This window comes from Shewanella sp. 6_MG-2023 (assembly GCF_030547195.1).
Taxonomy (GTDB): domain Bacteria; phylum Pseudomonadota; class Gammaproteobacteria; order Enterobacterales; family Shewanellaceae; genus Shewanella.
Genome location: NZ_JAUOQU010000009.1, coordinates 1 through 25,892 on the forward strand (window position 1 = coordinate 1; position 25,892 = coordinate 25,892).

The 25,892-nt window shown below is 40.7% G+C and carries 19 protein-coding genes and 1 pseudogene; 10 read left to right on the forward strand and 10 right to left on the reverse strand.

The features are described from left to right. Positions 1 to 629 precede the first annotated feature (629 nt). The 4 genes from Q4533_RS07080 to Q4533_RS07095 all read left to right on the forward strand — a co-directional run bounded on the left by Q4533_RS07080 (position 630) and on the right by Q4533_RS07095 (position 2,730). Positions 630 to 1,004, forward strand: coding sequence for a hypothetical protein (locus Q4533_RS07080; RefSeq protein WP_133149353.1), 375 nt, complete (start codon positions 630 to 632; stop codon positions 1,002 to 1,004). Positions 1,005 to 1,146: 142 nt separating this feature from the next. Next, complete coding sequence (locus Q4533_RS07085; RefSeq protein WP_303502506.1) at positions 1,147 to 1,755, forward strand: NAD(P)H-dependent oxidoreductase; 609 nt, start codon at positions 1,147 to 1,149, stop codon at positions 1,753 to 1,755. Positions 1,756 to 1,784: 29 nt separating this feature from the next. Further along, positions 1,785 to 2,147: a hypothetical protein gene (locus Q4533_RS07090; RefSeq protein WP_102436174.1), complete on the forward strand. Its 363-nt coding sequence runs from the start codon at positions 1,785 to 1,787 to the stop codon at positions 2,145 to 2,147. Positions 2,148 to 2,292: 145 nt separating this feature from the next. Continuing rightward, complete coding sequence (locus tag Q4533_RS07095) at positions 2,293 to 2,730, forward strand: hypothetical protein (RefSeq protein WP_303502507.1); 438 nt, start codon at positions 2,293 to 2,295, stop codon at positions 2,728 to 2,730. Positions 2,731 to 2,985: 255 nt separating this feature from the next. Here the strand turns inward: Q4533_RS07095 and Q4533_RS07100 are convergent. The 5 genes and pseudogenes from Q4533_RS07100 to Q4533_RS07120 all read right to left on the reverse strand — a co-directional run. Next, positions 2,986 to 3,132, reverse strand: a pseudogene (locus tag Q4533_RS07100) (IS91 family transposase); the annotation flags it as partial. 844 nt (positions 3,133 to 3,976) lie between these two features. Then, complete coding sequence (locus tag Q4533_RS07105; protein ID WP_303502508.1) at positions 3,977 to 6,337, reverse strand: fatty acid cis/trans isomerase; 2,361 nt, start codon at positions 6,335 to 6,337, stop codon at positions 3,977 to 3,979. Between the two features lie 756 nt (positions 6,338 to 7,093). Further along, a complete protein-coding gene (locus Q4533_RS07110; RefSeq protein WP_102436505.1) occupies positions 7,094 to 8,284 on the reverse strand; it encodes a class I SAM-dependent rRNA methyltransferase in 1,191 nt (396 codons plus the stop codon). A gap of 374 nt (positions 8,285 to 8,658) precedes the next feature. Then, a complete protein-coding gene (locus Q4533_RS07115; protein WP_303502509.1) occupies positions 8,659 to 9,087 on the reverse strand; it encodes a DUF2057 family protein in 429 nt (142 codons plus the stop codon). A gap of 274 nt (positions 9,088 to 9,361) precedes the next feature. Beyond that, a complete protein-coding gene (locus Q4533_RS07120) occupies positions 9,362 to 10,282 on the reverse strand; it encodes a LysR family transcriptional regulator (RefSeq protein WP_102530663.1) in 921 nt (306 codons plus the stop codon). A gap of 212 nt (positions 10,283 to 10,494) precedes the next feature. On the opposite strand from Q4533_RS07120, the gene Q4533_RS07125 reads away from it, so the two are divergent. Both Q4533_RS07125 and Q4533_RS07130 read left to right on the forward strand, forming a co-directional pair. Continuing rightward, positions 10,495 to 11,184, forward strand: coding sequence for a type 1 glutamine amidotransferase domain-containing protein (locus Q4533_RS07125; RefSeq protein WP_102476261.1), 690 nt, complete (start codon positions 10,495 to 10,497; stop codon positions 11,182 to 11,184). Positions 11,185 to 11,206: 22 nt separating this feature from the next. Then, positions 11,207 to 12,364, forward strand: a complete 1,158-nt coding sequence (locus Q4533_RS07130) for an iron-containing alcohol dehydrogenase (protein WP_303502510.1) — start codon at positions 11,207 to 11,209, stop codon at positions 12,362 to 12,364. A gap of 41 nt (positions 12,365 to 12,405) precedes the next feature. Here the strand turns inward: Q4533_RS07130 and Q4533_RS07135 are convergent, their stop codons facing one another. Beyond that, positions 12,406 to 12,573, reverse strand: coding sequence for a hypothetical protein (locus Q4533_RS07135; protein WP_303502511.1), 168 nt, complete (start codon positions 12,571 to 12,573; stop codon positions 12,406 to 12,408). A gap of 199 nt (positions 12,574 to 12,772) precedes the next feature. Between Q4533_RS07135 and Q4533_RS07140 the strand changes: the two genes are divergently transcribed. Genes Q4533_RS07140 through Q4533_RS07150 form a run of 3 tightly spaced genes read left to right on the forward strand, consistent with a single transcriptional unit; the run spans position 12,773 to position 17,899 of the window. Then, complete coding sequence (locus Q4533_RS07140) at positions 12,773 to 13,441, forward strand: TetR/AcrR family transcriptional regulator (RefSeq protein ID WP_102436515.1); 669 nt, start codon at positions 12,773 to 12,775, stop codon at positions 13,439 to 13,441. 1 nt (position 13,442) lies between these two features. Then, the gene (locus Q4533_RS07145) at positions 13,443 to 14,795 is read left to right on the forward strand and encodes an efflux RND transporter periplasmic adaptor subunit (protein WP_303445784.1); all 1,353 of its coding nucleotides are present in this window, start codon (positions 13,443 to 13,445) and stop codon (positions 14,793 to 14,795) included. Continuing rightward, a complete protein-coding gene (locus Q4533_RS07150) occupies positions 14,792 to 17,899 on the forward strand; it encodes an efflux RND transporter permease subunit (protein WP_303502512.1) in 3,108 nt (1,035 codons plus the stop codon). The genes Q4533_RS07145 and Q4533_RS07150 overlap by 4 nt, the downstream gene beginning before the upstream one ends. Before the next feature lie 183 nt (positions 17,900 to 18,082). On the opposite strand, the gene Q4533_RS07155 is transcribed toward Q4533_RS07150, so the two are convergent. The 4 genes from Q4533_RS07155 to ppsA form a co-directional block, all read right to left on the reverse strand. Beyond that, complete coding sequence (locus Q4533_RS07155; RefSeq protein ID WP_102436521.1) at positions 18,083 to 18,499, reverse strand: MarR family winged helix-turn-helix transcriptional regulator; 417 nt, start codon at positions 18,497 to 18,499, stop codon at positions 18,083 to 18,085. Between the two features lie 329 nt (positions 18,500 to 18,828). After that, positions 18,829 to 19,269, reverse strand: coding sequence for a DUF1285 domain-containing protein (locus Q4533_RS07160; RefSeq protein WP_241901000.1), 441 nt, complete (start codon positions 19,267 to 19,269; stop codon positions 18,829 to 18,831). Beyond that, positions 19,262 to 22,339 carry an FAD-binding and (Fe-S)-binding domain-containing protein gene (locus Q4533_RS07165; protein WP_303502513.1) on the reverse strand — a complete coding sequence of 1,026 codons (3,078 nt, stop codon included), beginning with the start codon at positions 22,337 to 22,339 and terminating at the stop codon, positions 19,262 to 19,264. The genes Q4533_RS07160 and Q4533_RS07165 overlap by 8 nt, the downstream gene beginning before the upstream one ends. 115 nt (positions 22,340 to 22,454) lie before the next feature. Next, positions 22,455 to 24,824 (reverse strand): phosphoenolpyruvate synthase, encoded by a 2,370-nt coding sequence (gene ppsA / locus Q4533_RS07170; RefSeq protein WP_102519685.1) that lies wholly within the window; start codon positions 24,822 to 24,824, stop codon positions 22,455 to 22,457. A gap of 124 nt (positions 24,825 to 24,948) precedes the next feature. On the opposite strand from ppsA, the gene Q4533_RS07175 reads away from it, so the two are divergent. After that, the gene (locus Q4533_RS07175) at positions 24,949 to 25,767 is read left to right on the forward strand and encodes a pyruvate, water dikinase regulatory protein (protein ID WP_102476252.1); all 819 of its coding nucleotides are present in this window, start codon (positions 24,949 to 24,951) and stop codon (positions 25,765 to 25,767) included. Positions 25,768 to 25,892 lie beyond the last annotated feature (125 nt).

The window sequence follows — 25,892 nt, forward strand, 5'->3', positions numbered from 1 at the left end:
GAAATATTGAGTTGCACAGGCTCCTCACTGATCTTTAGGTTCAGGCCTTCACCATGTCCCAACCATTACGATGGGCGTTCGGCTACTATGCCGTCTGCTGACTTCTGCTTAATCACACGCCGAGTTACCCCGTTATGCGCTATCGGTTTTCATCTGGTTCGCTCTTTTCAGTCGATGACGCTGAAAAGCCAAGGCACTTATAAACCAGAGCCTTACTGGTTAATTACCGATCGCGTGTTAAGTAGATCTCCCCAGATAAGAACATGAACTTTCTTTGCACTGCTGCATCATTTACGGTGGCCATTAGATCACGTGGTTTCGTCGTCTTGTGCCAACTCACCTCTAGCCTACGCCTCATATGATGTTCTTGTTCATCAGCTCGCAAATTTGCTAGCGGCTTCCTCCAGACCAATCCTCGCGGGTAAGCCCTTGCCATTCGCTAGTAGTTAACGTTTAATAACAGCATGTTAATAAACGGTGACCTTCCTACAGAGGACTTTCACCTCATTAGTTCATGCCCATGCTGGGCGTACACAAGGCCATGCACAGGATGTCAAAAAGCTACGTTCGTTTCACTCACTACACTTTTTGCCACCTGTGATGGCGGCGTTATGATCACAAGGGAATGTATGAAGAAGCTCATTATCACGTACGTAGTAACCGTTATTTTAGGTCTAGTTACAGCGATTACTTCTGCCTCATATTTACTCCAAAATGCAGTAGACTCATTTACTGTAAACAAAGCCATCGACATTCAGTTACATCAAATTAGTTATAGTGTTTTCATCGATGATTCTATTCAAAATATAGAATTGGCAGAATCGAACCAGTTGAATAAACTCATTGAAGAGAATTGCAAATCAATAGCTTTTGCCTCACGTACAATAGAAAAGTATGGGACTGAAAAAGGCTATTTATATGAGAAGCAACTAGCAAACTCGGTTTCGAAAGCGAGAGAAAAGCTGAGTAACCTCCAGCTAGAAGGAAAGTGTGTTGGTCTATAAGGTAATCATAACAAGCTGCTAAATTCAGATTCACCAAGGCTGTCATGCCATTTGCTGAGCAAATCGCCCGCCAGCAATCGGTTCACTTATTAGCAGGGCGTTAGATTTCAAAATTACAGTAATCCCATGGAGTCGGGTATATATGAAAATTGGAGTTATCTTTTTCTCAAAAACAGATGTGACAGGAGCATTAGCTACATCTTTGATAAATGGCCTTAGTGCTTTTGGCCAAGCCACGATTATTAAACATCAAATTAAAGGTGGTGAAATTGTCGAGGGGCGATTTACAAACTTAGAGATCATCAAAAAACTATCTTCATGTGATGCAATTATTTTTGGAACTCCAACATATATGGGCGGTGTTTCGGCGCAATTTAAAGCTTTTGCTGATGCCACAAGTGAGCTTTGGTGCGAACAAGAGTGGTCGGGGAAACTTGCAGCGGGCTTTACTAGTGGTAGTGCAATGAATGGAGATCAAACAGGAACTCTTCAATACCTTGTAACCCTGTCAAATCAGCATGGTATGTTATGGGTTGGCCTAGATTCAGCGCAAGGATATAAAGATCATGGCATTAACCGTATGGGTTGCCAGCTCGGAGTTATCGCGCACTCACCAGATGGTAACGTTAATAAAACCGACCTTGAAACTGCTTATTATCTCGGTAATCGAGTTTTTGAACAGGTCCTACGTATGAATCCAAAATCTAACAAATCAAGCCAGCAGGACGTAGCAAGCTGCGTCTCTGCTTGAGGCGTTAGGTAACCAAGGAAGGGAGTCTTATGGAAGGTTTTAAATTTAGTCCCAAAAGCAAAAAAATTTTGATGCTGCTAGTTATATTAGCCCTTACTCCATTTGCACCTGAATTACTCTTGTTTATGGATGTTGCTGGTGTAGAAGTAGCCTTTACATGCCTCCTCATCATGATTAAGCCCATGAAGCTTTGGGTTGAGTGCCAGATAGTTAAAATTAAAGAGTTCAGCCGTGTGATGATACTTGCTGTAAAGCAGCACCCCGTAAGTGATGCGCGAGTGTTTGCTGGTCATTATTTTGCCTTTTCTTTAACACTCCTATTAACAAGCTCACTATTTGTGTCAAGTTCAATATGGTTGCCGATTTTAGTCATGGGTAGGTATATAGCGTAAGGATACCTAACAAGCTGCTAAATCCAGATTCACCAAGGCTGTCATGCCATTTGCTGTGCAAATCGCCCGCCAGCACTTGGTTCACTTATTAGCAGGGCGTTATATTGCTAAAAAAGTAAAGTGTATTTTCAGCATCGGAGAATAAATGAATAAGGAACTTACAGATATATTTGAAGTTGACTCAGTTCTAAAGACTCTCGTTCTTTGCGTGCTCACAATAGGTTCGTATTTAATATATAAACTTTACCGTTTTTCAAACCAAATCAACGGGCATACAGAGCTTAAAATATCTAAATATTTTATCCTTACTACTGTAATTTTATTTGCCATTTCATTAGCTAGTTTAATTTATGGTTTAGTTAATATTCACGATTTATCCATTTTAAAAAGCTCAATTGTTATTCATTTGGTTTCAAGTGTTTTTGATGTAACGTGGATAGTTATGGTCCGCAATCGTATAAACCAAATTTCAGGTTCAAATAAAGGTGACATACTTTGGTTAAATCCATTTATTACATCAATTTTTCATGTAATCTATATGCAACATAAAATTAATCAAAGCTTGGTTAAAGCCGCAATATAACAGATAAGGATAGGCCGCGCGTAGCCGCGTCCTTATCCCAAGTGTTGAACAAGCCCGAGTGATACCTTTATAGTGTAAATATCGGCGTAAGATATTACGCTTTTTCGATGTGTGCAGAGCAGTTACATTTTTTACTAGCCGCATAGATCCCTTAGCATCGTCAGCTAATTTCTTTACATAAAATATCAATGCCTTAGCACCTCCTGATACTTTTCTTGTTCCGCATCTTAAGTGTTAACTTTCTAATTCCTCGGCTTAAACAGTGGCGTTAGATGTCGTTGATTTTTGCCTAAAAAAGCTTGTCAGTCGTGCATGCACTTTTTCATCCCTTTGTTGCCAGCAACCCATAATTATCATCGGTTGTCGGCAGCATGGGCAAGGTCGTATGGCTTGCGTTTTAGAAAATTAACTGTGAAACCCATAATTAATTTTTCCCAAATCTAGTTTGTCATTTTGAATAAATCAAAATAGTGATATTAGGTCACATACAATTTAAAACGTTGGTTTAATTGCTTTATTTACAAACTCCGTTTGAATTAACGTCGTGGTGCTTCGCCCATACCAGAGTCAAGGGGGAAACTGCTTGTCCCCCTTAACAATCCCTCAGCACCCCGACGAAAAATGCTGAATAACGCATGATTTTCGATGGGGATTGATCCAGCTTTTAACTTCATCTGTATCCCTCTTCGGTCATTGTCGAAAAGCCCTAACGCTTCCGATAGGCCATCCCTGGCCTAACGATAGCTAGCTTGGCATCCATGCCAAGCTCACGGCCTTTTCTCGATGACCTCAATTCAAATTGAGTCTTTTAGAATTTTAATTTCAGATGTATTTATTTTTATTGTCATAAATACCGTCAAATCGAAGAGATAATAAACCCAGTGTAGATGCAGCAGTGAGCTTCCAAAACATGGATGTTTTGGCAGAGCTTACAAGGACGTACTTGCAGCGTCTCGCAGTTGTATCTGCACATAAGCCTGCGGCAGGCAATGGGTTAGATGGAAGTGATGGTCATCAGTAACTGAGTGAATATAAATAAAGTATAACGTTGGTGCTGGTAACACGTTTATGTCCTGAAATAAGCTAGCTCGGTTCTAAATGAGTGACCATTCCCCCTTGGCCACTCAAACAAAATGATGAGTTAAATTGATAACAAATTTCTCGGAAACAACAGTTAAATTATTTTAAAATCATATACAAGAATACTAGTAATATTGAAGCCAATTATCTTTCATCGCTAATATGATTATCTGTTTTGAATTCGATTGTAATCAAGTATGCCTGCATCTATTGGATGATTTTTTTTGTATTGCGTCATCAAGGTGTCACTGAATGCCCAAAAAGCAGGGTCAGTTCTTCGAACGCCATAGTTATCTAACAATCTTTTGTAATCAGCATTGATTTTAACCTTGAGAACTTGAGCGACTAATGCTGGCAGCTCAGCTTCTTTTACGCGCCAAAAAGCATTGGGGTAACTTCCAAGTAGGCCGTTAACCAGTGTCACATTATCGCGTTTATATAGCCGGTTGGATTCTTCATCAAATAAGCTAGAGATGTTTTTATGGGCACTGTTTCTTATTAGGGTGAAAAGCTGAGGTTCAACAGAGGTATCTGCAGCTTCAATCACAATATAAGTAAGTTCAGGGAATATAGATGCATTTTCCCCTTGTAGATGATTAATCCTTTGAAGGTGCGCCTTACTCTCATCTGAAAGCTGGGTTGACTCAAGTGCATAACGAGTTGGCGTTACCTTTGCGACTCGCTGTTTGAGCATTTGCAATAATTCATGCTTAGGGTCGTTTGTCGTATAAATAACTTCTGTGGGTTTACTGAACTCATTGATATTGCCTTCAAGATGATCTGTTAAATACAGACTTGCATCTTGATACCAATCAGCAAGCTCTTGGTGACGGTTTTTCGTTGGTAACAAGGTTAAAAAGTTCGACTCACCTTCCATGCGAAGAAGATCCATGTACATGCGAGTAATTAATTGATGGCCAAAATTACCATAGACATCATAACCAGCCACAAGCAGGTAATGAATGCGCTCTAATAACGAATAACTGATAACCCAAGCGGTTTTAGGTTGCTCACCGATTAAGCCTTTCACGACTGATGCATTATCAAAATGGCGAAATACCGTTAGGCTAGCATTAGCATTCGTACCATTGCCGTCCCAAATAAGCTGAGTCGTTAAGTGCTCATTATTTTCGAATTCTTCTTCCAAGAATGCATTTTTAGCCCGAAGAAAGCGGCCCTGTTGTCTAGCATATTTAATCCAATTACTAACCGGTCGCAAAGTATTGCTTTCCTGCTCAGCAGGAAGGGTCAGGTTGTCGGCCTGTGAGCGATAAAATTCATTTAATTGTGAGAGGTTAGACATATCAGGGTCGACAAAAAACACCCAAAATCTGTCATTAATAACATCAAGTGCAAGCTGTCCTCGACATACCGGGCCTTTTATATACGCCATAATGGTATTTTGCGCATTATCAAGCAAAAACTTATAGCGCGCCTCTACGGGTAATTCTGTGAAGGCGATAAGCGGATTTGCAGCAACTGATGGTTTATAGCTTGGTAAAGCGCTAACTGTATAATTTGGTTCAATAAACAATGACTTTATACGCTCAAGCTTTTTATCGCTAAGTGCATATGGCATATGTGTTTTATCGACAATGGTTTCGCGCACTTGCTCTAAGCGATAGAAAAAAGAATCTGTCTTTGGATCATCGTAAGGTCGACGTGTTGCGATGACATCGACGACTTCCCCAGGGGCGGTTTTCGATCTAACCAATTTAAAAAAAGTGGGTACCCCTTGCAGGCCAATTTCCTCGTTCTCGAAATATAAATGTGAAACAAACAAATGTTCAAATATATAGCGACTTGATAGTTGTTGTTTTAATGATTTTTTATTAAGGAATGTTTCCCATTTCTGCACCGCTGTAAGTTCATTGCTTGAAGGAGGAGCGACAGCTGTCATTGGTGCTCCATCCACAAGCCACTGCAACAAGATATTATTTTCATTGTTTGATATTTGCGGTAAGCCATAAGGCATCCCCCATTTAGGGAAATCCTCTTCATAGCTGTCCATTTCTTCAATCGATGGGCACTGTTGGTTATGATCAAGGGAGAAGTCCCACGAGTCATCAAGTATGTCTTCTGTTGGTAAAGGATGGCTTTGTTTTAACAGTAGCATTCGCGCAATAACACCGGCTTGTATATTGGCTGCTGGTGATTGTGAGCGTTCATTCAATACTGGAGCAAAGCCTTTATCACGCCATTGCGCCGTTGTTTGGGCATCGAGAAACATGCGAGTTGTATTTGCAGAAAGTAACCGCGTACTTTGGTACACTTTATCTTTATTCGCACCACGGTCTATACCTTCAGCGGATGACATCTTAAGTTGACAAGGCGCATCGTAACAAGCATGGCAGACAACACATCGGTTATCGATTATAGGTTTAACATCATTAATATAGCTTTGAGCCTGAACTGAATTTGTTTCTACCATGCGCTGTTGGGGCTGCGCTTTACCGTATAACTTATCGTAATTAAAACCCACAAAAATCGCGCAACCTGACAAGATAACACAAAGAAAAATTACCATTGTGCGGCTGTAGTACTTCAAAAAAAAATTATACATAGTCAATTGGCAACCTCTTGGTTTGTTGCGTTTGCATCAAATGATTATTGATGGTTTTGTGGCAAAAAATTTGCTGTTGCTTCAGGAATAATCTTTCCCATCTCATTCAGCGATTCAATTAATCAATGATAAGGAATGAATTTGAATAGAAATATTTTGTTATTGAGTTTAACCTTTGCTGCTTGGGTTGGTATGGCTTGTCACCAATGAGTTATCTCTATCTCATTCTGTCATAGCGAGTAATTTGCCACTCCTTCAATCACTTGGCGTGGGTTTATTGAATATGCGCCTATATGGCCTAACAAGCTAGTTCAATATCAATTTATCTCGAACACATCGAGGTCCAGAACGACAAAACCTAGCCTAAAAGTAGTCTAGTTATACTGTGCTATCAATAAACACAGTAATAGCCTAGTAAAATTGAGCAGATCATCACAGAGCGAATCCAGGCATAAACAAGTGTTATATAAGTGATAGGGTTTTACGCATTCTAAAGCCAGCGTATTTTTAAGTGAAAAGACCACTGAGGGCAGATAAAAAGTCTAACTTTTTTATTGGTTAGTTGAATCATATCTTATGATTCAAGATGCTGCTGTGAAGACAAAAAGTCTGACCTTAATATCTGCCTACTTCAAGTTATTTTTGGCATAAAAAAAGGCTACCAGAAAGTAGCCTTAAATCCCCAGCTCTGAAGCAAGCTTCAGCGCAAATGGTGTAAAATTAGCAGACTCTAGCAACTAAGCCTTTTAAATAGAATCCTTCAGGGAAGCCGCTACCGATTGGGTGATCGCTGGCTTGGCTTAAGCGGTCAATAAACTGTACATCACGCTTGGCATCTAAGGCTGCATCTGCCACAACCTTTTGGAATAAGTCCGCAGGCATCAGCCCAGAACAAGAGAATGTCAGTAAAATGCCGCCTGGATTTAATAACTGCATCGCAATCATGTTGATATCTTTGTATCCGCGACAAGCACCGTTTAGTTGGGCTTTATTATCGGCAAATTTTGGTGGGTCTAATACAATAACATCAAAGGTTTTACCCTCGTCACGGTACTGGCGTAATAGCTTAAATACATCAGCTTCATGGTAATTAACATGGTCATCATTAAAGCCATTGATTTGCATATTTTTACGGGCGGTATCTAACGCTAACGCCGACACATCAACGTTTTCAATGCTCGATGCGCCGCCTTTAGCGGCGTATAAGCCAAAGGTGCCGGTGTAACAAAAACAGTTAAGTACTGACTTGTCTTTTACAAATCTGGCAGCAATATTGCGGTTATCACGTTGGTCTAAATAAAAGCCGGTCTTATGACCTTTAGTGACATCAACTGCGATTTTAATGCCGTTTTCTTCAATGATCACTGGCATTTCTGGCAGCTCACCATGAAGTAAACCCGTTACCGGCTTTAACCCCTCTTTTTTACGAGAGTCAACATCTGAGCGCTCATAGATAGCGCAATCAGGATAAAGCTCAGCGAGGACTGATACTAAGGTATCACGCCAGTAATCTGCGCCCGTGTTAAGTAACTGGCACACTAATACATTAGCGTATTTATCAATGGTTATGCCAGGCAGTCCATCTGACTCAGCAGCAACCAGTCTGTAACCGGTTAAACCCTGCTCAGCAATTAATGCTTCACGGCCTGCTTGGGCTCGTTGAATGCGGCGAACAAAAAAGTCTCTATCGATAGCTTCTTCTTTATCAAAGCTCCAAATACGCACTTGAATTTGCGACTCTGGTGACCAAGCACCACGACCTAACCAATGACCATCATGGGCTACAACATCAACAGTTTCACCAGCTTGTGGTTTTCCTTTAATATTGTGTATACCACTTGCAAAAACCCAAGGGTGTTTACGTTCAAGTGATTTCTCACGCTTTGGTCTAAGCTTGATTCTGATAGCCATGATGTTGCCTTTTTCAAATTGGGATACGGATGATAAGGATCCTCAGAAAGGAACGCAAGAAACAATAGTAAAATATAGCGTATAGCAGGCTTTAACGGATTAAAAAGCAAGATGATGTTGCTAAAATGATGTTACTAAAATGAGGTCTAGCATCGCTAAATTTATACACGGCTGATTATATTTTACCGAGTGTAAGCAGTCATTAGGTTATTTTCTTGTTTATATTTACAGCTCAAATATGAGCTCTCTCATTTTTATATCATTATTCTCCTTTAAATTTACAACCCAAAAAACGCTAGTTAAAATAAATTCAATAGCGTTTTTAAATAATTTGAAAATTGAAACAGCAAATTGCAATAACAAAATATTAACCATTACTTTTCATGTAATAACAGGGTAAATAATTGAGATTGGCTTAATAAGGTAATATCTTTATAATTATTACCATCTGTGGTTAATGAAATAATCGGGTTTTGTAGAAAGTCTTTGGCATCATCTGCAGAATACAATTCTGGTATGTCTAAATGATATGTTTCACTGCCCTGTACATCGAGTCTTAAATATAGCGGCTCTGATTTTACCCAATAACCTGAGTCATCGGCATTATCTTGAAATAAATCACTATAGCTAATTTCTAACAAATGTAGCCCTTGGCCTAAGTCTACCTCACGCTGAAACTCTACAATAACACCATTAACGCTATCGACATCAAGATCGTCATGAAAGGTTATGCTGGCGGACTGGGCTGTAAAACTGCTGAGTAATAATCCCATAGCAATCGCTAATGTTAATTTAGTCTTCATGTTCAACTCCAATAAATTAATAGTTAATGTCACTTATATTCAAGCTAGCAACTGTGCTTTCACAACGGTCATTTAATTAGACCTAATGCCGTCATAAAAAATTTCACAAATACACTATTTAATTTATTTGAAGACGAACAATACAATCATTAAAAAATAAAACCTGTTGATAATCAACATCACAAACAATAATAAAATCTGATCAACACTTAAATGTTTATCAAAATTTTAATATCGTTAAACATCGCTGCAGATTTACCTAATAGGCTTCAACTCACAAAATCGATTGCTCAAGATTACGTATTTTTTTATCAAAGTACGCTTTTAAGAAATCTAGCAATAAGCGCACTTTTTTAGAGTCTGTCGCCCCGGGTGGAAATACCCCATAAATGGTAATGTCACTAAATTGATAATCATCCAATACGGTTTCTAAACTGCCCTGTTTCACTTTTGGCCAAGCATCATAGGTTGGCACTCGCCCTATCCCATGGCCGCCTTCAATGAATGCGGTACGCGCTGAGGCGTTATTGGTGGTAATTGAGCCTTTCATTTCAATACTAAATGAGCGTGAACCCTTATTAAGATGCAGCACTTTTTTTTGTGGTTTATACATCACCCAGTCATGGGTGGATAAATCAGCTGGGGTTTCTGGCCTGCCGTATTTATTAAAATACTCAACCGAGCCACATAGGCAAGTTTTGAGCACACATAATTTAGTTGCCTGTAAGCCTGAGTCAACCAAAGGCGCACCACGAATCGCTAGATCAATGCCTTGATTGATAATATTAACGATTTCATCAGTTAACATCACATCAAGTTCAATTTTTGGGTACAAACGTTTAAATTCATTAAGGGCTGGCACTATGGTTTCTAAGCCAGCGTTGACAGGACAGGTGATCCTAATCAAACCCATAGGCTCACTTTTCATATTCTCAATTTGCTTGTTGGCCGTGTTAGCTTGATCGGCTATCACTTTACAAGATTGATAATAGGCTTCACCTTCTTCGGTCAAACTAATACTTCGAGTAGATCGATTTAACAGTCTTACCTCTAAATGCGCTTCAAGCTTTTTTATGTGATAACTCACTACCGCCCTTGAAAGACCAATATGCTTTGCTGCGCCGCTTAAACTGCCCTGTTCAACAACTTGGGCAAACACCACCATGCTTTTCAACTGCTCAAATGACACATTCATATTTTAATATCCAAGAGTTTATTTACTGGAATATTGTATCAATTATTTAAACAATGAAGTCAATTATATCTGCATTGTCAGATGCTAATTGGCTTTCTATACTGTAGCCACTTTCAACAAAGAGATAATGACTTTCTCTTTTGAATCACTCTACATCAGAACTTATGCAAGCTTTGTACTTGCCGTAATAACTAAAATAAAAGGGTTTTAAAATGACACAGAAAAAAGTATTAATGGTGCTTACCTCTCATTCAGAACTAGGCAACACGGGTAACAAAACTGGTTTTTGGGTCGAAGAATTTGCCGCTCCATATTATGTGTTTTTAGATGCAGGTTTTGAAATCACCCTCGCATCGCCAGCAGGCGGACAACCACCGATTGATCCAAGCAGTGAACTAGAAGGCTTTCAAACCGCTGACACTCAGCGCTTTGATGACGATAGCCAAGCTAAAATGGCACTGGCTAACACCAACGTATTAGCTGATATTGATGCCAGTGATTACGACGCGGTATTTTATCCTGGCGGTCACGGTCCACTGTGGGACTTAACAGATAATGCAGACTCTATTAAATTAATCGCGCAATTTATTGCTCAAAACAAACCTGTTGCTGCGGTATGTCATGCAACGGCAGCGTTACTTAACGTAAAACAAGATGACCAGTACCTTGTAAAAGGTAAAGCGGTAACTGGTTTTACAAATAGTGAAGAAGATGCTGTGCAATTAACTGATGTAGTTCCTTTTTTATTAGAAGATGAATTACTAAAACGTGATGCAGATTACCAAAAAGCAGCTGACTGGCATGCGTTTTCAGTTCAAGATGGGCTAGTTATTACAGGCCAAAATCCTGCAAGCTCATCATTAACAGCACAAAAATTAGTTGCTCAGATCACTGAGTCATAAATTCGTTATTTAGGATATTCTCATGCTTAATTTTACATTCCAAAATACCACTAAAATTCATTTCGGTGAGGGCCAAATTAGCGCTATCTCAAAGAAAATTCCAACATCAGCTAAAATATTAGTTGTTTATGGCGGCGGCTCCATTAAATCAAATGGTGTTTATCAGCAAGTGTCTGATGCGCTCAAAGATCACACATGGTTTGAGTTTTCAGGTATTGAGCCTAATCCACAATACGATACGTTAATGAAGGCACAAACCATCATTGAAGCTGAAAACATCGATTACTTGCTAGCAGTCGGTGGCGGCTCAGTGGTCGATGGGGTTAAATTTATTGCTGCTGCTGCGAAATTTGAAGGTGATGACCCTTGGGATATCGTCGCAAAAGGCGCCAAAATTGAACAAGCATTACCTATTGGTGCCGTATTAACCTTACCTGCTACGGGTTCTGAATCAAATGGCGGCTCTGTTATTACTCGTAATGGTAATAAATTGCCTTTTGGTAGCCCATTAGTACGTCCGTTATTTGCAGTGCTTGATCCTTCAGTCACTTTATCTTTATCAGACCGTCAAATTGGTAATGGTGTTGTTGATGCTTATATCCACATCATGGAACAGTATTTAACCTTTGATGTAAACGCTAAAGTACAGGACCGTTTCAGTGAAGGTTTACTACAAACCTTAATTGAAGAAGGCCCTAAAGCCCTTGCTGCTGAAACAAAAGACGATTTAGAGATTAGGTCTAATATCATGTGGTCTGCCACTATGGCGCTTAACGGCTTGATTGGCGCCGGTGTACCACAAGATTGGTCTACACATATGATTGGCCATGAACTAACAGCAAGCCATGGTATTGATCATGCGCGCACCTTATCAATCGTGCTTCCTGCGGTAATGAAAGTGCGTCGTGAGCAAAAACATGCAAAATTAGTTCAGTATGCTGAACGTGTATTTGGCATCACAACAGGTAGCGATGAGCAAAAAATTGATCAAGCTATTGAGGCTACCGAAAACTTCTTTAAGTTAATGCAAGTCCCTACACGCCTAAGTGATATTGATCTTGGTGCAGAGCAAGTTGACGTATTAGTTGCTGCACTTGAAAGCCATGGCATGACTAAACTTGGCGAACATGGCGATATTGACTTAGCAGTAAGCCGCGAAATTCTCACCACTGCGATCTGATCTATAACTCAATTGACCATTTAGATAAAAGGCTAGCATTGCTAGCCTTTTTTAATGGCAGTTTTTATCTTTACTCTTAATAGCTCACTGTTCTTTGCTTCTTTGCTTCTTTGCTTCTTTGCTTCTTTGCTTCTTTGCAAAATAACACCACTAAGTTTGCCAAGTGGTTTTATAGGTAAAATTATGCTTCGACTTGTAGCTTTAATCATTGACTTCATGGCAGTAAATAGCTATTCCGCTAATCCCAGCCTTCACTAGCGCTTGTATTTGTGATCTAGTTAAATAATTCATCAGATGATGAATATTGAAGAATTAATTCACTAAAACAATCCGCTGCATTGCTTTACCATATTCTACACTTAATGAATTAATGGATACGCTAAGTATCTTCAAAGCTGTGTTGAATTTATGCCTAAAAAAATAATGCCAGTTAAAAAGCCAGTCGGTAGGCCAGCTGTCAAAGCAGATAATCGCTGCGCACTTATCAATGCAGCAAAAACCTTATTTGTCGATAATGATTACGATAAAGTCTCTATTCGAGCCATTGCTGCTAAAGCAAAAGTGGATGCAAGTTTAATCCGCTATTATTTTCAATCTAAATTGGGGCTTTTTGCCGAAATGCTCAAGGAAACCATTGAGCCAGTTCATGCCCAATTAAATAATTCCAAGGAAAAATCGACTCAAGATTCACCAGAAAAAATATTACTGGCCTTTTATAAAATTATGAGTCAAAACCCAGATTTTCCGAAACTCATATTTCGCACCGCCAGCCTTAAAACCACCAAGAAAAACCAAGAGCTGCAAGCCAATTTATTGAGTTTATTCCCGAAAAATAGGTTAACCATTTTTGAAAAGATGCATCAGCAAAACCGTCTACAGCAAGGTATTGATCCAATGTGCGCCAAAATGAGTTTTATTAGTTTAATGGTATTTCCATTCTTAATGCCTGACATATTTAAACAAGCATTGAATATTAAAACCTCAGCAGAATTTTTACAGCATTTAGCTAAGCAAAATGCACAAATATTACGTCATGGGCTTATTGCCAATGAATCTCAACTCAGTCAGGACGCTTAACATGACCCCGTTAAAAAGACACTATGTTTTTCCAGGCATCATCGCCGGTATTATCATCTTTATCGCTGCGATATCATTACGCTCGTCACCAGAGTTGCAACCCAACCATGATAAATCACGCCTGGTCGATGTTATTAGCCTGACAAAACAGCCCGTACAACCTGTGATCAAAGCCTATGGTCGTGTGGCTCCAAAGCATATCTGGCAAGGCATTGCCGAAGTGGGCGGCAAAATTACTTATCGCCACCCTGAGCTTGAAACGGGCAGATTGATCAAGGCTGGCACCTTAGTGTTAACCATTGACCCTCTTGAATACCAACTAAAACTTGCTCAAGCTGAAGCTAACTATAATTCAGCTCAAGCGCAGTTAGTACAGCTAAATCAGCAAGAAATAAACTTACAATCAAGCATAGAAATTGAGCGCCAACGACTGACCTTAGTTGATCAAGAATATAAACGTAAACAATCGTTAAATAAGAAAAACTTGATCTCAAAATCAGAACTTGAAACCCAAAAACAAGCTTTACTGGCCCAGCGTAACTTAGTGCAAGACTTAACCAGCAGCTTAAGCTTGTTGCCTGATGATAAAAAAGTCACTGCGGCGCAAGTTAAGGTTAATCAAGCTTTACTGGAAGATGCCCAACGTCAACTCAATAATACTCGCTTTACTTTGCCTTTTGATGCACGCATTGCCGAGGTCAACATTGAGCAAGCTCAAGCCGTCACCAATGGCGCTGTGTTGTTCGAGGCCCATCAATTAGGCGCAGTTGAAATAAAGGCTGAATTGTCATTATTTGATGCCGAAACCTTAATTCATTCAATTAATGAACTGCCAAGAGATACCTCTGCATTACCTTCAATTGAAAAAGTTAATTTTGACACTCATATCACGGTCAATATGGGTAAAACCTTACACCAATGGCAAGCTAAATTGACTCGCGTTGCCGATACCATAAACCCAGATCAAGCGACGATAGGTTTTTATCTTGAAGTTGATCAAGATTTCAACCAAATGAATTTGTTAGCTAAACCGCCATTAACCAAGGGCATGTTTGTCACCTCCTATATTAAAGGTTATCCCTCAGAGCATTACGTTATCCCAGAAAAAGCCTTACATGGTGAGCAAGTTTATTTAATGGATCAAGACAACAAGCTGGTTATTAAACAGGTTGAAGTGCTATTTAGAACCGACAATGGCGTCGCCATTAAAGGCGATATTCACCAAAATGACCGTGTGGTTACCAATGACTTAATTCCTGCCATTAATGGCATGGGGCTTAAATTATCAACAGCGAACGAAACCACTACCCCAGTAACAAGTGATCTAGCGAATGACGAGGAGCAGGCACTGTGATTAATTTTTTCACTCGTCACCCCACCATTGCTAACTTAATGATGTTGGCATTTTTTGTCATGGGCTTAAGCAGTATTGGTAACATTAAACGTGAAACCTTTCCTGAATTTAGTCCGCCTTACATTATCGCCAGTGTGGTTTACCCCGGCGCATCTCCAGCAGAAGTGGAAGAAAGCCTGTGCCTGCGTATGGAAGATGCCATTGATGGCTTAAGTAATATCGAAGAAGTGAAATGTGACGCCCAAGAAGGGATTGCATCATTGACGGTAAAACTTAATGGCGAAGCCGACATTGGCCGCAGTTTGGTTGATATTCAAACCGAAATTAACGCCATTAAAGACTTTCCGGCGCAAATTGACCCACCAACGGTCAAAGAGCTTGATTGGGCTGAACCGGTTGTAGATATTGCCATCGCTGCAGATGCCAGCTTGCCACACCTTAAATCCTATGCTGAGGATTTAAAGCGACGGTTAAAAGTCGAGGCGGGCGTGAGCTTAGTGAGCGTGTCTGGCTTTTCAGATCATCAAATACGAGTCGAGTTAAACGAAGCGGATATTCGTCGCTTAGGGCTAACAGTAGCCGAAATAGCTGATAAAGTGGGCAGGCAAAATGTCCAAATGCCCGCTGGCAGTATCGAGCTTTCTGATAAAAACCTGTTGATCCGTTTTGATGAACGACAAATCACCCCTGATAACCTCAGTAAAATCATCGTTTCCTCTAATACTGAAGGCGGCGTGGTTACCTTAGGCGACATTGCTACCATCACCGACTTATTTGAGCTTGAGGAAGAACATACCATCTTTAATGGCCAACCTGCGGCCATGCTTAAAGTGCAAAAAAACAAAGCCGATGATGCCTTAAGAATTAAGTCCAGAGTCACTGAGTTTATCGAACAAGAACGGCTTATAGCCCCCGATGGCGTGACCCTAACCTTAACCAACGATTTATCTTCACTACTGCAAGACCGATTATCAATGCTGCTGCGAAATGGTTGGCAAGGTATCATCTTAGTGTTCTTTTCGATGTGGTTATTTTTCTCGTTACGCTATTCGTTTTGGGTTTCAGCAGGCTTACCTGTAGCCTTTATGGGCGGCTTGTTCTTAATGAGCATGTTTGGCGTGTCAATCAACATTATGAGCCTAGTCGGCTTACTAATGGCCATTGGTATTATGATGGATGATGCCATTGTTATTGCCGAATCCGTTGCTGCCCATGTTGAAAAAGGCTTACCCACCAATGAGGCGGTGATCCAAGGGGTAAATAAAGTCGCCCCAGGCGTATTTTCATCATTTTTAACCACAGTGTTTATTTTTGGCAGTTTATTGTGGTTAGACGGGCAAATGGGCGCGGTATTGTCGGTGGTGCCACTGGTATTAATCATGGTCTTAAGTGTGAGCTTAATTGAAGCATTCTTGATTTTACCGAATCACTTAAGTCACTCGCTAAAATCTAATAAACAGCAGAAACCACCGTTAAAGTTTAAACGGGTCTTTTTAGAAAAGTTTGAACACTTCAAAAACAACACCTTAGTTAATGCCGTTACCTTTGTGGTGAAATGGCGCTATGCCAGCCTTGGGCTTACACTTGGCGGTTTAATGCTGTCTTTTGCCTTAGTGGCAGGTGGCGCGGTAAAGTTTGTCGGCTTTCCTGAACTCGATGGCGATATTGCTGAAGCAAGAATCATTTTGCCACCAGGTTCCACTTTAGAGCAAACCAAAACTGTCGTTAGTCACTTGGTTGCCGCAGCCAATACCGTTGGCGATAAATTAACGCAACAAAATGGCGAACAGTCGAATCTCATCCGCTACGTTACCGAGCAATATAATGTCAATGCGGATGCGGGCGAACAAGGCCCACATGTGGCAACGGTAAGATTAGATTTGTTATCAGCTGAAACCCGCGAAACCCTGATTGATAACTTCATTTCAGCATGGCGCAGCGCCAGTGGTGATATTGCAGAGCCCATCTCCTTGGTATTTAAACAACCGAGTATGGGCCCTGCTGGCCGTGATGTTGAAGTCAGACTGCAGCATGATAATTTAGCCACGTTGAAACTGGCCTCCGTTGATTTGCAATCTTACTTAAGTCAGTTTTCTGGGGTTAATGGCATTTTAGATGACATGCGCCCAGGCAAAGAAGAAGTACTGGTAAAATTAAAAGATGGCGCTGAAAATTATGGTGTTGATGGTGAGATGGTAGCATCGCAACTGCGTGCGGCATACTTTGGCCAAACCGCAGATGATGTGCAATCAGGCCCTGAAAACATCGAAATACAAGTCAGGTTGAATAAACAGCAAGCAGGTAATCTGCAAGCGTTAGCTAACTTCCCAATCATGTTAAGTAACGGTAATCAGATACCATTAAGCGCAGTAGCAACATTAGACTTTGAACGATCTTATGTACGTATTCAGCGCATTGAAAGTCAGCGCACTGTAACCATTATGGCTGACATAGATAATGCCAAAGCCAATGGCAGCGAAATTGTCGCCAAAGTGCAAAATGAATACGCTAATGAATTACGCCAAAAGTATCCGGGACTAAAAGTTGATTATGAAGGCGCAGCCAAAGAAACCGCTAAGACTGGCGCTTCTTTCTTACAGGGTTTTATTATCGGTTTATTTGGATTATTTGCGATTTTAAGTTTTCAATTTAGAAGCTATTTAGAACCTTTTGTGGTGATGTTAGCCATTCCTTTAGCACTCATAGGTGTGTTTTGGGGCCATTTACTCACAGGCCATAATCTATCAATGCCATCAATTCTTGGCTTTGTATCTTTAGCGGGTATTGTGGTTAACGACTCCATCTTGTTGGTGCAATATATCCGCCATCACGTGGATATTGGCGATGATATTCAGCAAGCGGTAATTAAAGCGTCTCGAGACAGGTTCAGAGCAGTATTTCTCACCTCACTGACCACGGCTGCGGGACTATTGCCATTACTGTTAGAAACCTCGCTACAAGCGCAGGTTGTAAAACCCATTGTAATATCAATTGTGTTTGGAATATTTACCTCAACCTTGTTGGTACTGTTTATTATTCCCTGTGCGTATGCGGTGTTAGCAGATTTTAATTTAGTCCATAAACACGAGGATTTAGAGGCCTAGTGCTTACTAGGCTATAGCTCTCAGACAAAGTTACAAGCTAAAAATAATGGCTAATTAATAACCCGCAAGCTGTATTAATGGCTAGCGGGTTATTTTTACATGTGTAGATATATGAAAGAGCTAGAAGCTTTAGCTATAGGTTGGCGCTTTAGCCTAACGATCAATAAGCCCCAAACAATGATGTTAATCTGGCTTATTGATTTTATTTAATAATCTCATGAAAGTTTGTTGCTCTTCATAGGATAAGCCACTTAGGCATTTTTGATTAACCCACTCAGCTTCACCAATAAGATCTTGCTCTAAGGCCTTACCGGCATCAGTTAAAAAAATCTGAAAGGCGCGGCGGTTATCAGACTCTTGATGGCGAGTGATATAACCCTGTACTTGCAGTTGATCTAATAGCCTAGTCATAGTGTAATTAGCCACATCACACACTTTAGACAGTTCAGTTTGGCTAATGCCCTCTTCTTGCCACAGTGAAAACAGCACAGGCCAAAGCTTAACGTCAAGTTGGTAACGTTTTAAGCGTTCATCTAGCTCGTTTTGCAGCGTAAGATTAAGATGCGAGATTTGATAATATAGGCTTTCGTATCGTTTCATATAACCACTCCTACAGGCTCATCAATCCTTAGTTAAGCGCAAAAGTTAATCATCAACATAAAATACTTGGTGGCTGGTGCGTAAAAGAACTAACCAAGTTAATCAATGTTGCCCTAAAAATGTAATTGCTACTAATCATTGGTGCTATCACTAACGGATGTGACTAACATAAACAGGCTTAAGTACTGATATTATTTATCTTTATACTTATTAAGCTTGTTAACGTGTAAGTCAGTAAACCCTTGCGGAGCTGCTTTGTTATACCACAGCTTGCTACACTGGCCAATTAGCACCTCACCCTCTTTGTACGTATAAGACCGCTTTTTTAGTCAATCTATTACAAACTGATTTATATAACGGTAATAGCAAGCCCGCCCCAAACAAGCGATGATGCCTCGCTCGATGGGCACTTCAATGGTGTTTTCTAATAGTTTCACAGCCTTAATATCAACAATCTGATGCTCAGTGCCAATGCTACTTATTAAGGTTAGTCCATTATTTGCTAGCGGCTCATAGTCAACGATAAAAATTGCATGGTTATCTACGCTGACTTTAACCTTTTCAACCGGGGTGATAAGAAAATATTCATTATCAATACAATGAAGCACACTGGCAAAAAGCTTAGCAAATTTTGTCGGTAAAGGACTGGCTAAATAGAACCAATCCCCATGATGGTCAATATAAAACAATGGCTCAGTGCTACATAAATCAACTTCTGCACCTAATTGACTGGCAATACTCAATGGTTCATCATTTTTATGTTTAGTCATTAGCAACGTGCTCATCGGCAGCAATCAGTAACTGAAGTAAGGCTTCTACTGGGTGTTTTGGCTTAAAGCCCGCAAAACGTTTCACTTGGCTACGGCAAGAATAGCCTGATACCAATATTTGGCTTTTCTCAGCGATACTGTCTAAGGTTGGCTGCCAAGACATAGCAAACAGCTTAGATGAGCGGCCCATATTATCCAGTTCATGGCCATAGGTGCCCGCCATACCGCAGCAACCCACGTTGATCATTTCAAACTCAGCGCCAAAATGATTAAATACCGCTTTCCATTCGTTGGCCGTAGCCGGTTTTGCGGTGGATTCAGTACAATGACTAAACCAACTAAATGACGCGCTGGTTTTGTCTAACGCTGGCATGAGTTGAATCGCATCGGTTAACCACTCATTAGCTAACAGTACTTCAAAATTGCCTCGCTGCGCCCCTAGCACCTCTTGATATTCATCTCGATAACAAAGCACTAATGCAGGGTCTAAGCCAACCATCGGCATATCAAGTTGATAAACTTGATTTAAAAAGTCTGCACTTGATTTGGCAGTCGCGGCAAATTTATCTAAAAAGCCTTTAATGTGTGATGGTTTACCATTGGGTTTAAACGGCAATAACACCGGCTTTAAACCTATTTTTTCTATTAATTGTATAAAACGATAAACCAGCTCAGCATCATAAAAACTGTTAAATGGATCTTGCACCACCAGTACATAATTGCCACGCTCTGATGTTGGAATACTTTGCAGCGCCTCTAAATCATAACCACGGCTTGGATGGCCATCCAGACGCTGTTTTAATGTGGGAACTGATAATGCAGGTGAATCTATATAACCAATAGATTTTTTGATAACCCACTGACTTAATTTATTTTGCGAGGCAAAATTGGTTACTTTTGGCATAGCAGCCATAAGCGGCAGCATGTCTTCAATACCTGCAACTAAATAGTCTTTTGCTGGGCGCATATATCGTTTGTAATAGATATTGAAAAATTGCGCGCGAAATTTAGGCACATCCACTTTAACAGGGCACTGCCCTGAACAGGCTTTACAGGCTAAACAGCCTTTTAACGAGTCCATGACTTCATGTGAATAATCATAATCTCGGCCAATGTGAAAGCTGTTTTGCGCTCGCTGCATAAAGCTTAAAGGTTTAGATTGAGCCAGTGCCTCTACATCAACGCCCTCTGCCTCCAGCAGCCTTAACCATTCCCGCATCAAGCCACTTCGGCCTTTAGGTGAATGGATCCGATCGCCGGTAACTTTAAATGACGGACACATGAACGAATAGCTACTGTAGTTAAAACATAAGCCATTACCATTACAATTCATTACATCAGGAAATGCATCACGGACTTGAATCGGAATTTGTCTATCAAAGGTGCCGCGCTTAACGCTATCAACATTAAACATCATTGGGCCACTGCCTTTAGGCGCGACTAGTTTGCCCGGATTTAATCGATTGTCAGGGTCAAATAAGCCTTTAACCTCTTCAAGTTCGCCATATAGTTCATCACCAAATACGGCTGGTCCATATTCACCACGCACCCCTTTACCATGTTCGCCCCACATCAAACCGCCATATTTAAGCGTGAGTTCAGCAACTTGATCGGATAACACTTTTAGCAGCTTTTCATCCGCTTCATCGCACATATCAAGCGCGGGACGCACATGCAGCACTCCTGCATCAACGTGACCAAACATGCCATATTGCAATTTATGGCCATCTAATAAGTCCCTAAACTCCATGATAAAGTCAGCTAAATTTTCTGGCGGTACGGCAGTATCTTCGGCAAATGGCAGTGGTTTTCTGCGGCCTTTAGTTGCGCCTAGCAAGCCTACGGCTTTTTTACGCATGGCGTAAATTTTATTAATACTGGGCTTATCTTCAGTAATTTGATAAGCCACAACCCCAGCTTGTTCGCTAGCCAATTGTGCCGCCAGTGTTTTTTCAAGGGCAGCAATGCCTTGCCTAATATCAGCCTCATCCCCAGCGAATTCAACCATATTGAGGCCTTCAATGGTTTTATTGGGTACTGATTCAATGAGGTGAGACACTGAGTGCCAAATAATATCTTCACGGGCCAAATTCAGCACTTTTGAGTCTATAGTTTCGACCACGGTAGCATTGGCTTCAACCAATGATGGTGCATGACGCAATGCTGATTCAAACGAGTCATATTTAATATTTACCATCATCCGCGTATGTGGCAATGGGGTGATATTTAATTTGGCCTCTGTTAATACCGCCAGTGTACCTTCAGAGCCTGCAAGTATGCGTGATAAATCAAATTGGCTTAAATCATCATTCCATACATGTTTTAGATCGTATCCGGTTAAAAAACGATTTAATGGCGGAAACTGTTTTAGAATAAGCTCACGCTTGTCGCGGCAACGCTTGGCAATCGTGCTAATAATATTGGCAGCAAAGCTATTGGTGTTTACGGATTGGGACTCTGACTGATTTAACGCCTCATCTGCCGCTATTGGTGTGCTTGAAAGCACACTACCATCAACCAATACGCTGGTAAGGCCAAGGACATGATCAGATGTTTTACCGTAAACCAGTGAACCCGCACCCGATGCATCAGTGCTGACCATGCCGCCAACCGTTGCACGATTAGAGGTTGATAAATCTGGACTGAAAAAGAACCCATGTGGCCTAAGGGCATCATTAAGTGCATCTTTTACCACACCAGCTTGTACTCTTACCCAGCCTTCTTCTGCATTGACTTCCAGTACTTGATTCATGTGCCTTGAGACATCAAGTATTAAGCCGTGGGTCAGTGATTGTCCGTTAGTGCCAGTACCGCCACCACGGGCACTAAAAGTCACTTGTTTATATTGAGGGTCTGCAGCTAATGTCATCACCAGCTCAACATCCGCCTGAGTGAGAGGATAAATAACCGCTTGGGGTAAAAACTGGTAAACAGAATTGTCGGTCGCTTGAATTAAACGCGCACTATAACGTTTATCAATTTCGCCAGAAAACGAAGATGCTTCGAGCGCATCAAGAAAGCTTAAGTAAATTGGTTCTAACGTCTGTTGATGTGATAGCAGCGGTAACATAGTCAATTTCTGTTTATAGTAATTTAAAGTCATTATAAACAAAAAAAAAGCCGCTAAAAGCGGCTTTTTTTCATGTTGATAAATTAGTTAACTAAAAACTAACTTTTCAAGCATATTAAGCATGTTCTTCTGCTAAATATAACCAAGTGTCGATGACTGTATCAGGGTTAAGTGACACAGTATCAATACCTTGCTCTACTAGCCATTGTGCAAAATCTGCATGATCAGATGGGCCTTGGCCACAAATACCAACATAAGCACCTTTGGCTTTAGCCGCTTTAATCGCTAATGAAAGCAATGCTTTAACAGCATCATTTCGTTCATCGAATAAGTGACTGATAATGCCAGAATCGCGATCTAGACCCAAAGTTAATTGAGTTAAATCGTTAGAACCGATAGAGAAACCATCGAAATGCTCAAGGAATTGGTCAGCTAATAATGCATTAGACGGTAACTCACACATCATGATGACGCGTAAACCATCTTTACCACGCTCTAAACCTTGCTCTTTTAATAATTCGATAACTTGCGCGGCTTCATCAACGGTACGAACGAATGGGATCATAATCTCAACGTTCTTAAGGCCCATATCATTACGCACACGTTTAATTGCTTCACATTCTAGAGCAAAACAGTCACGGAACGATTCAGAGATATAACGACTAGCACCACGGAAGCCCAACATTGGGTTTTCTTCTTCAGGCTCGTAACGGTCACCACCAACAAGGTTAGCGTATTCGTTAGACTTAAAGTCTGACATACGTACGATAACTTTCTTAGGATAGAACGCACTACCAATGGTTGCGATACCTTCCACTAGACGAGCGACATAGTACTCAACTGGTGATTCGTAACCTGCAATCATTTCATTGATTTCTTGCTGCAGCTCAGCAGGTTGTGAATTAAATTCAAGCAGCGCTTTAGGGTGAATACCAATCATGCGATTGATAATAAACTCAAGACGCGCAAGTCCCACACCTTCATTAGGTAAACGGGCGAAATCAAATGCACGATCAGGGTTACCGACGTTCATCATGATTTTCATTGGTAGTTCAGGCAAGGTATCAACACGGTTAGTAATAACTTCAAACTCTTGCTTACCATCGTAGATGAAACCGGTATCGCCTTCAGAACAAGATACAGTCACTACTTGGCCATTTTTGATACTGTCAGTAACATCACCACAACCAACAACTGCAGGAACCCCAAGCTCACGCGCAATAATTGCTGCGTGACAAGTTCGGCCACCACGGTTAGTGACAATTGCGCTAGCGCGCTTCATGATAGGTTCCCAATCTGGATCAGTCATGTCAGTAACGAGTACATCACCTGGCTCGATTTGATCCATGTCTTCGATAGAGGCTAGCACTTTAGCTACACCAGTACCGATTTTATGACCAATCGCGCGTCCTTCTGAAACAACAGCACCTTTGGATTTTAAGTGGTAGCGTTCAATTAATTGCACGTCTTCACGGCTACGAACAGTTTCAGGACGAGCTTGAACGATATATAACTTACCGTCGTTGCCATCTTTTGCCCATTCGATATCCATTGCACGGCCATAATGTTGTTCAATGATCACCGCTTGCTTTGCAAGCTCCATCACTTCTTCATCATTAATAGAGAAAGTGCCGCGTTCAGCTGCTGCAACATCTTCGATTTTAACTTGCTTGCCGTGAGAAGCATCATCAGAGTAAACCATCTGAATCATCTTGCTACCGATATTACGGCGCACAACGGCTTTATGCCCTTGCGCTAAAATTGGTTTGTGAACATAGAATTCATCAGGGTTAACAGCGCCTTGTACTACCATTTCACCTAAACCAAATGATGAAGTGATAAAGACAACGTCGTTGTTACCTGATTCAGTGTCCATGGTAAACATCACACCAGAAGACGCTTTATCTGAACGTACCATGCGTTGTACGCCAGCAGATAATGCCACACCTTGATGCTCGTAACCTTGGTGAACACGATAGGAAATTGCGCGGTCGTTAAATAGCGATGCGTAAACATGCTTAATCGCAAGCAGTACAGCTTCAAAGCCTTTAACGTTTAGGAAAGTTTCTTGTTGACCCGCAAACGAAGCATCTGGCATATCTTCAGCTGTTGCTGATGAACGCACTGCAAATGAAGCTTCTTGAGTCTCGCTAGAAAGTTGCTCGTAAGCTTCACGAATCGCATCTTCTAGTTCTGGTTGAAATGGGGTGTCGATAACCCATTGTCTGATCTGCGCACCAACTTTTGCAAGTTCGTTTACATCATCAACATCAAGGGTTGCCAAGATGTCGAAAATTTTCTGGTTAACACCACTTTGCTCTAGAAACTCATTAAATGCATGAGATGTAGTCGCAAATCCGCCAGGTACTTGAACACCGGCATTAGCCAGGTTACTGATCATTTCACCAAGTGACGCGTTCTTGCCGCCAACCTTGTTTACATCACCCATGCCTAATTCTTGATACCAGAGTATGTATTGCTGCACAGTTATCTCTCCACAAGTTTATTTCAATGGCCCCTTCACACGAGGGCAGAGGCATTCTACACTCCCCCTCAACAACCGTAAATGTATAATTTTATTTGTAATTTTATTACTACAAGAGGCTGAAATGACACCAAAAGTATTCTATATCTCAGATGGGACCGCGATCACAGCAGAAGTATTTGGCCATGCTGTCCTATCCCAATTTCCAGTTGATTTTGAAGCACTTACAATTCCATTTGTTGACAGCATTGCTAAAGCTGAAAAGGTAAAACAACAAATCAATGATAGTTTTATTACAACAAGCTTAAGACCCGTTGTGTTCCATTCCATCGTAAATTCCGACATTCGCGATATTATTTTCTCCAGTGAAGGTTTAGATTATGATTTTTTGAACACCTTTGTTTCGCCATTAGAACAACAACTGGGTATAAAAGCTGCGCCGGTGATCAACCGAACTCACGGTAAAAGCACGACTAACGAATCTTATGATAATCGTATTGATGCGATTAATTTCACTTTAGATAATGATGACGGTCAAACCATGAAACATATGGATAAAGCTGACATTATTTTGCTAGGTGTTTCTCGTTGCGGTAAAACGCCATCGAGTTTGTATCTTTCTATGCAATTTGGCATTAAAGCAGCAAACTACCCTTTTGTTGAAGATGACATGGATAATCTCAAGTTACCTGAAGCGTTAAAACGTAATAAGTCCAAATTATTTGGCTTAACCATTGATCCCCAACGTTTACATGAAATTCGCCAAGGCCGCATGGAAAACAGCCGCTATTCATCACTAAGACAATGCCGGATTGAAGTGAAAGAAGTAGAAATGATGTATAAAAAAGAACGGATCCCGTTTGTTAATACCACATCTCATTCTGTAGAAGAGATTTCAGCTAAAATCCTCGATATTACCGGGCTGAAGCGTCACATGTTTTAATTTTAATGTCGCTGTGGTTATTTAACTGTTAAGCCGAAAATGTGAAATTCATAACATTTTCGGCTAACTTATGTGAATAAAATGATATTAGTTCAAAAACCTGCATTATTTGTCCGTGTCTAACG

What these genes read in the sequence shown, in the direction of transcription:
- Q4533_RS07080 (WP_133149353.1), top strand. Translation starts at nt 630, where the DNA reads ATGAAGAAGCTCATTATCACGTACGTAGTAACCGTTATTTTAGGTCTA.
- Q4533_RS07085 (WP_303502506.1), top strand. Translation starts at nt 1,147, where the DNA reads ATGAAAATTGGAGTTATCTTTTTCTCAAAAACAGATGTGACAGGAGCA.
- Q4533_RS07090 (WP_102436174.1), top strand. Translation starts at nt 1,785, where the DNA reads ATGGAAGGTTTTAAATTTAGTCCCAAAAGCAAAAAAATTTTGATGCTG.
- Q4533_RS07095 (WP_303502507.1), top strand. Translation starts at nt 2,293, where the DNA reads ATGAATAAGGAACTTACAGATATATTTGAAGTTGACTCAGTTCTAAAG.
- Q4533_RS07105 (WP_303502508.1), bottom strand. Translation starts at nt 6,337, where the DNA reads ATGGTAATTTTTCTTTGTGTTATCTTGTCAGGTTGCGCGATTTTTGTG.
- Q4533_RS07110 (WP_102436505.1), bottom strand. Translation starts at nt 8,284, where the DNA reads ATGGCTATCAGAATCAAGCTTAGACCAAAGCGTGAGAAATCACTTGAA.
- Q4533_RS07115 (WP_303502509.1), bottom strand. Translation starts at nt 9,087, where the DNA reads ATGAAGACTAAATTAACATTAGCGATTGCTATGGGATTATTACTCAGC.
- Q4533_RS07120 (WP_102530663.1), bottom strand. Translation starts at nt 10,282, where the DNA reads ATGAATGTGTCATTTGAGCAGTTGAAAAGCATGGTGGTGTTTGCCCAA.
- Q4533_RS07125 (WP_102476261.1), top strand. Translation starts at nt 10,495, where the DNA reads ATGACACAGAAAAAAGTATTAATGGTGCTTACCTCTCATTCAGAACTA.
- Q4533_RS07130 (WP_303502510.1), top strand. Translation starts at nt 11,207, where the DNA reads ATGCTTAATTTTACATTCCAAAATACCACTAAAATTCATTTCGGTGAG.
- Q4533_RS07135 (WP_303502511.1), bottom strand. Translation starts at nt 12,573, where the DNA reads ATGATTAAAGCTACAAGTCGAAGCATAATTTTACCTATAAAACCACTT.
- Q4533_RS07140 (WP_102436515.1), top strand. Translation starts at nt 12,773, where the DNA reads ATGCCTAAAAAAATAATGCCAGTTAAAAAGCCAGTCGGTAGGCCAGCT.
- Q4533_RS07145 (WP_303445784.1), top strand. Translation starts at nt 13,443, where the DNA reads ATGACCCCGTTAAAAAGACACTATGTTTTTCCAGGCATCATCGCCGGT.
- Q4533_RS07155 (WP_102436521.1), bottom strand. Translation starts at nt 18,499, where the DNA reads ATGAAACGATACGAAAGCCTATATTATCAAATCTCGCATCTTAATCTT.
- Q4533_RS07160 (WP_241901000.1), bottom strand. Translation starts at nt 19,269, where the DNA reads ATGACTAAACATAAAAATGATGAACCATTGAGTATTGCCAGTCAATTA.
- Q4533_RS07165 (WP_303502513.1), bottom strand. Translation starts at nt 22,339, where the DNA reads ATGTTACCGCTGCTATCACATCAACAGACGTTAGAACCAATTTACTTA.
- Q4533_RS07175 (WP_102476252.1), top strand. Translation starts at nt 24,949, where the DNA reads ATGACACCAAAAGTATTCTATATCTCAGATGGGACCGCGATCACAGCA.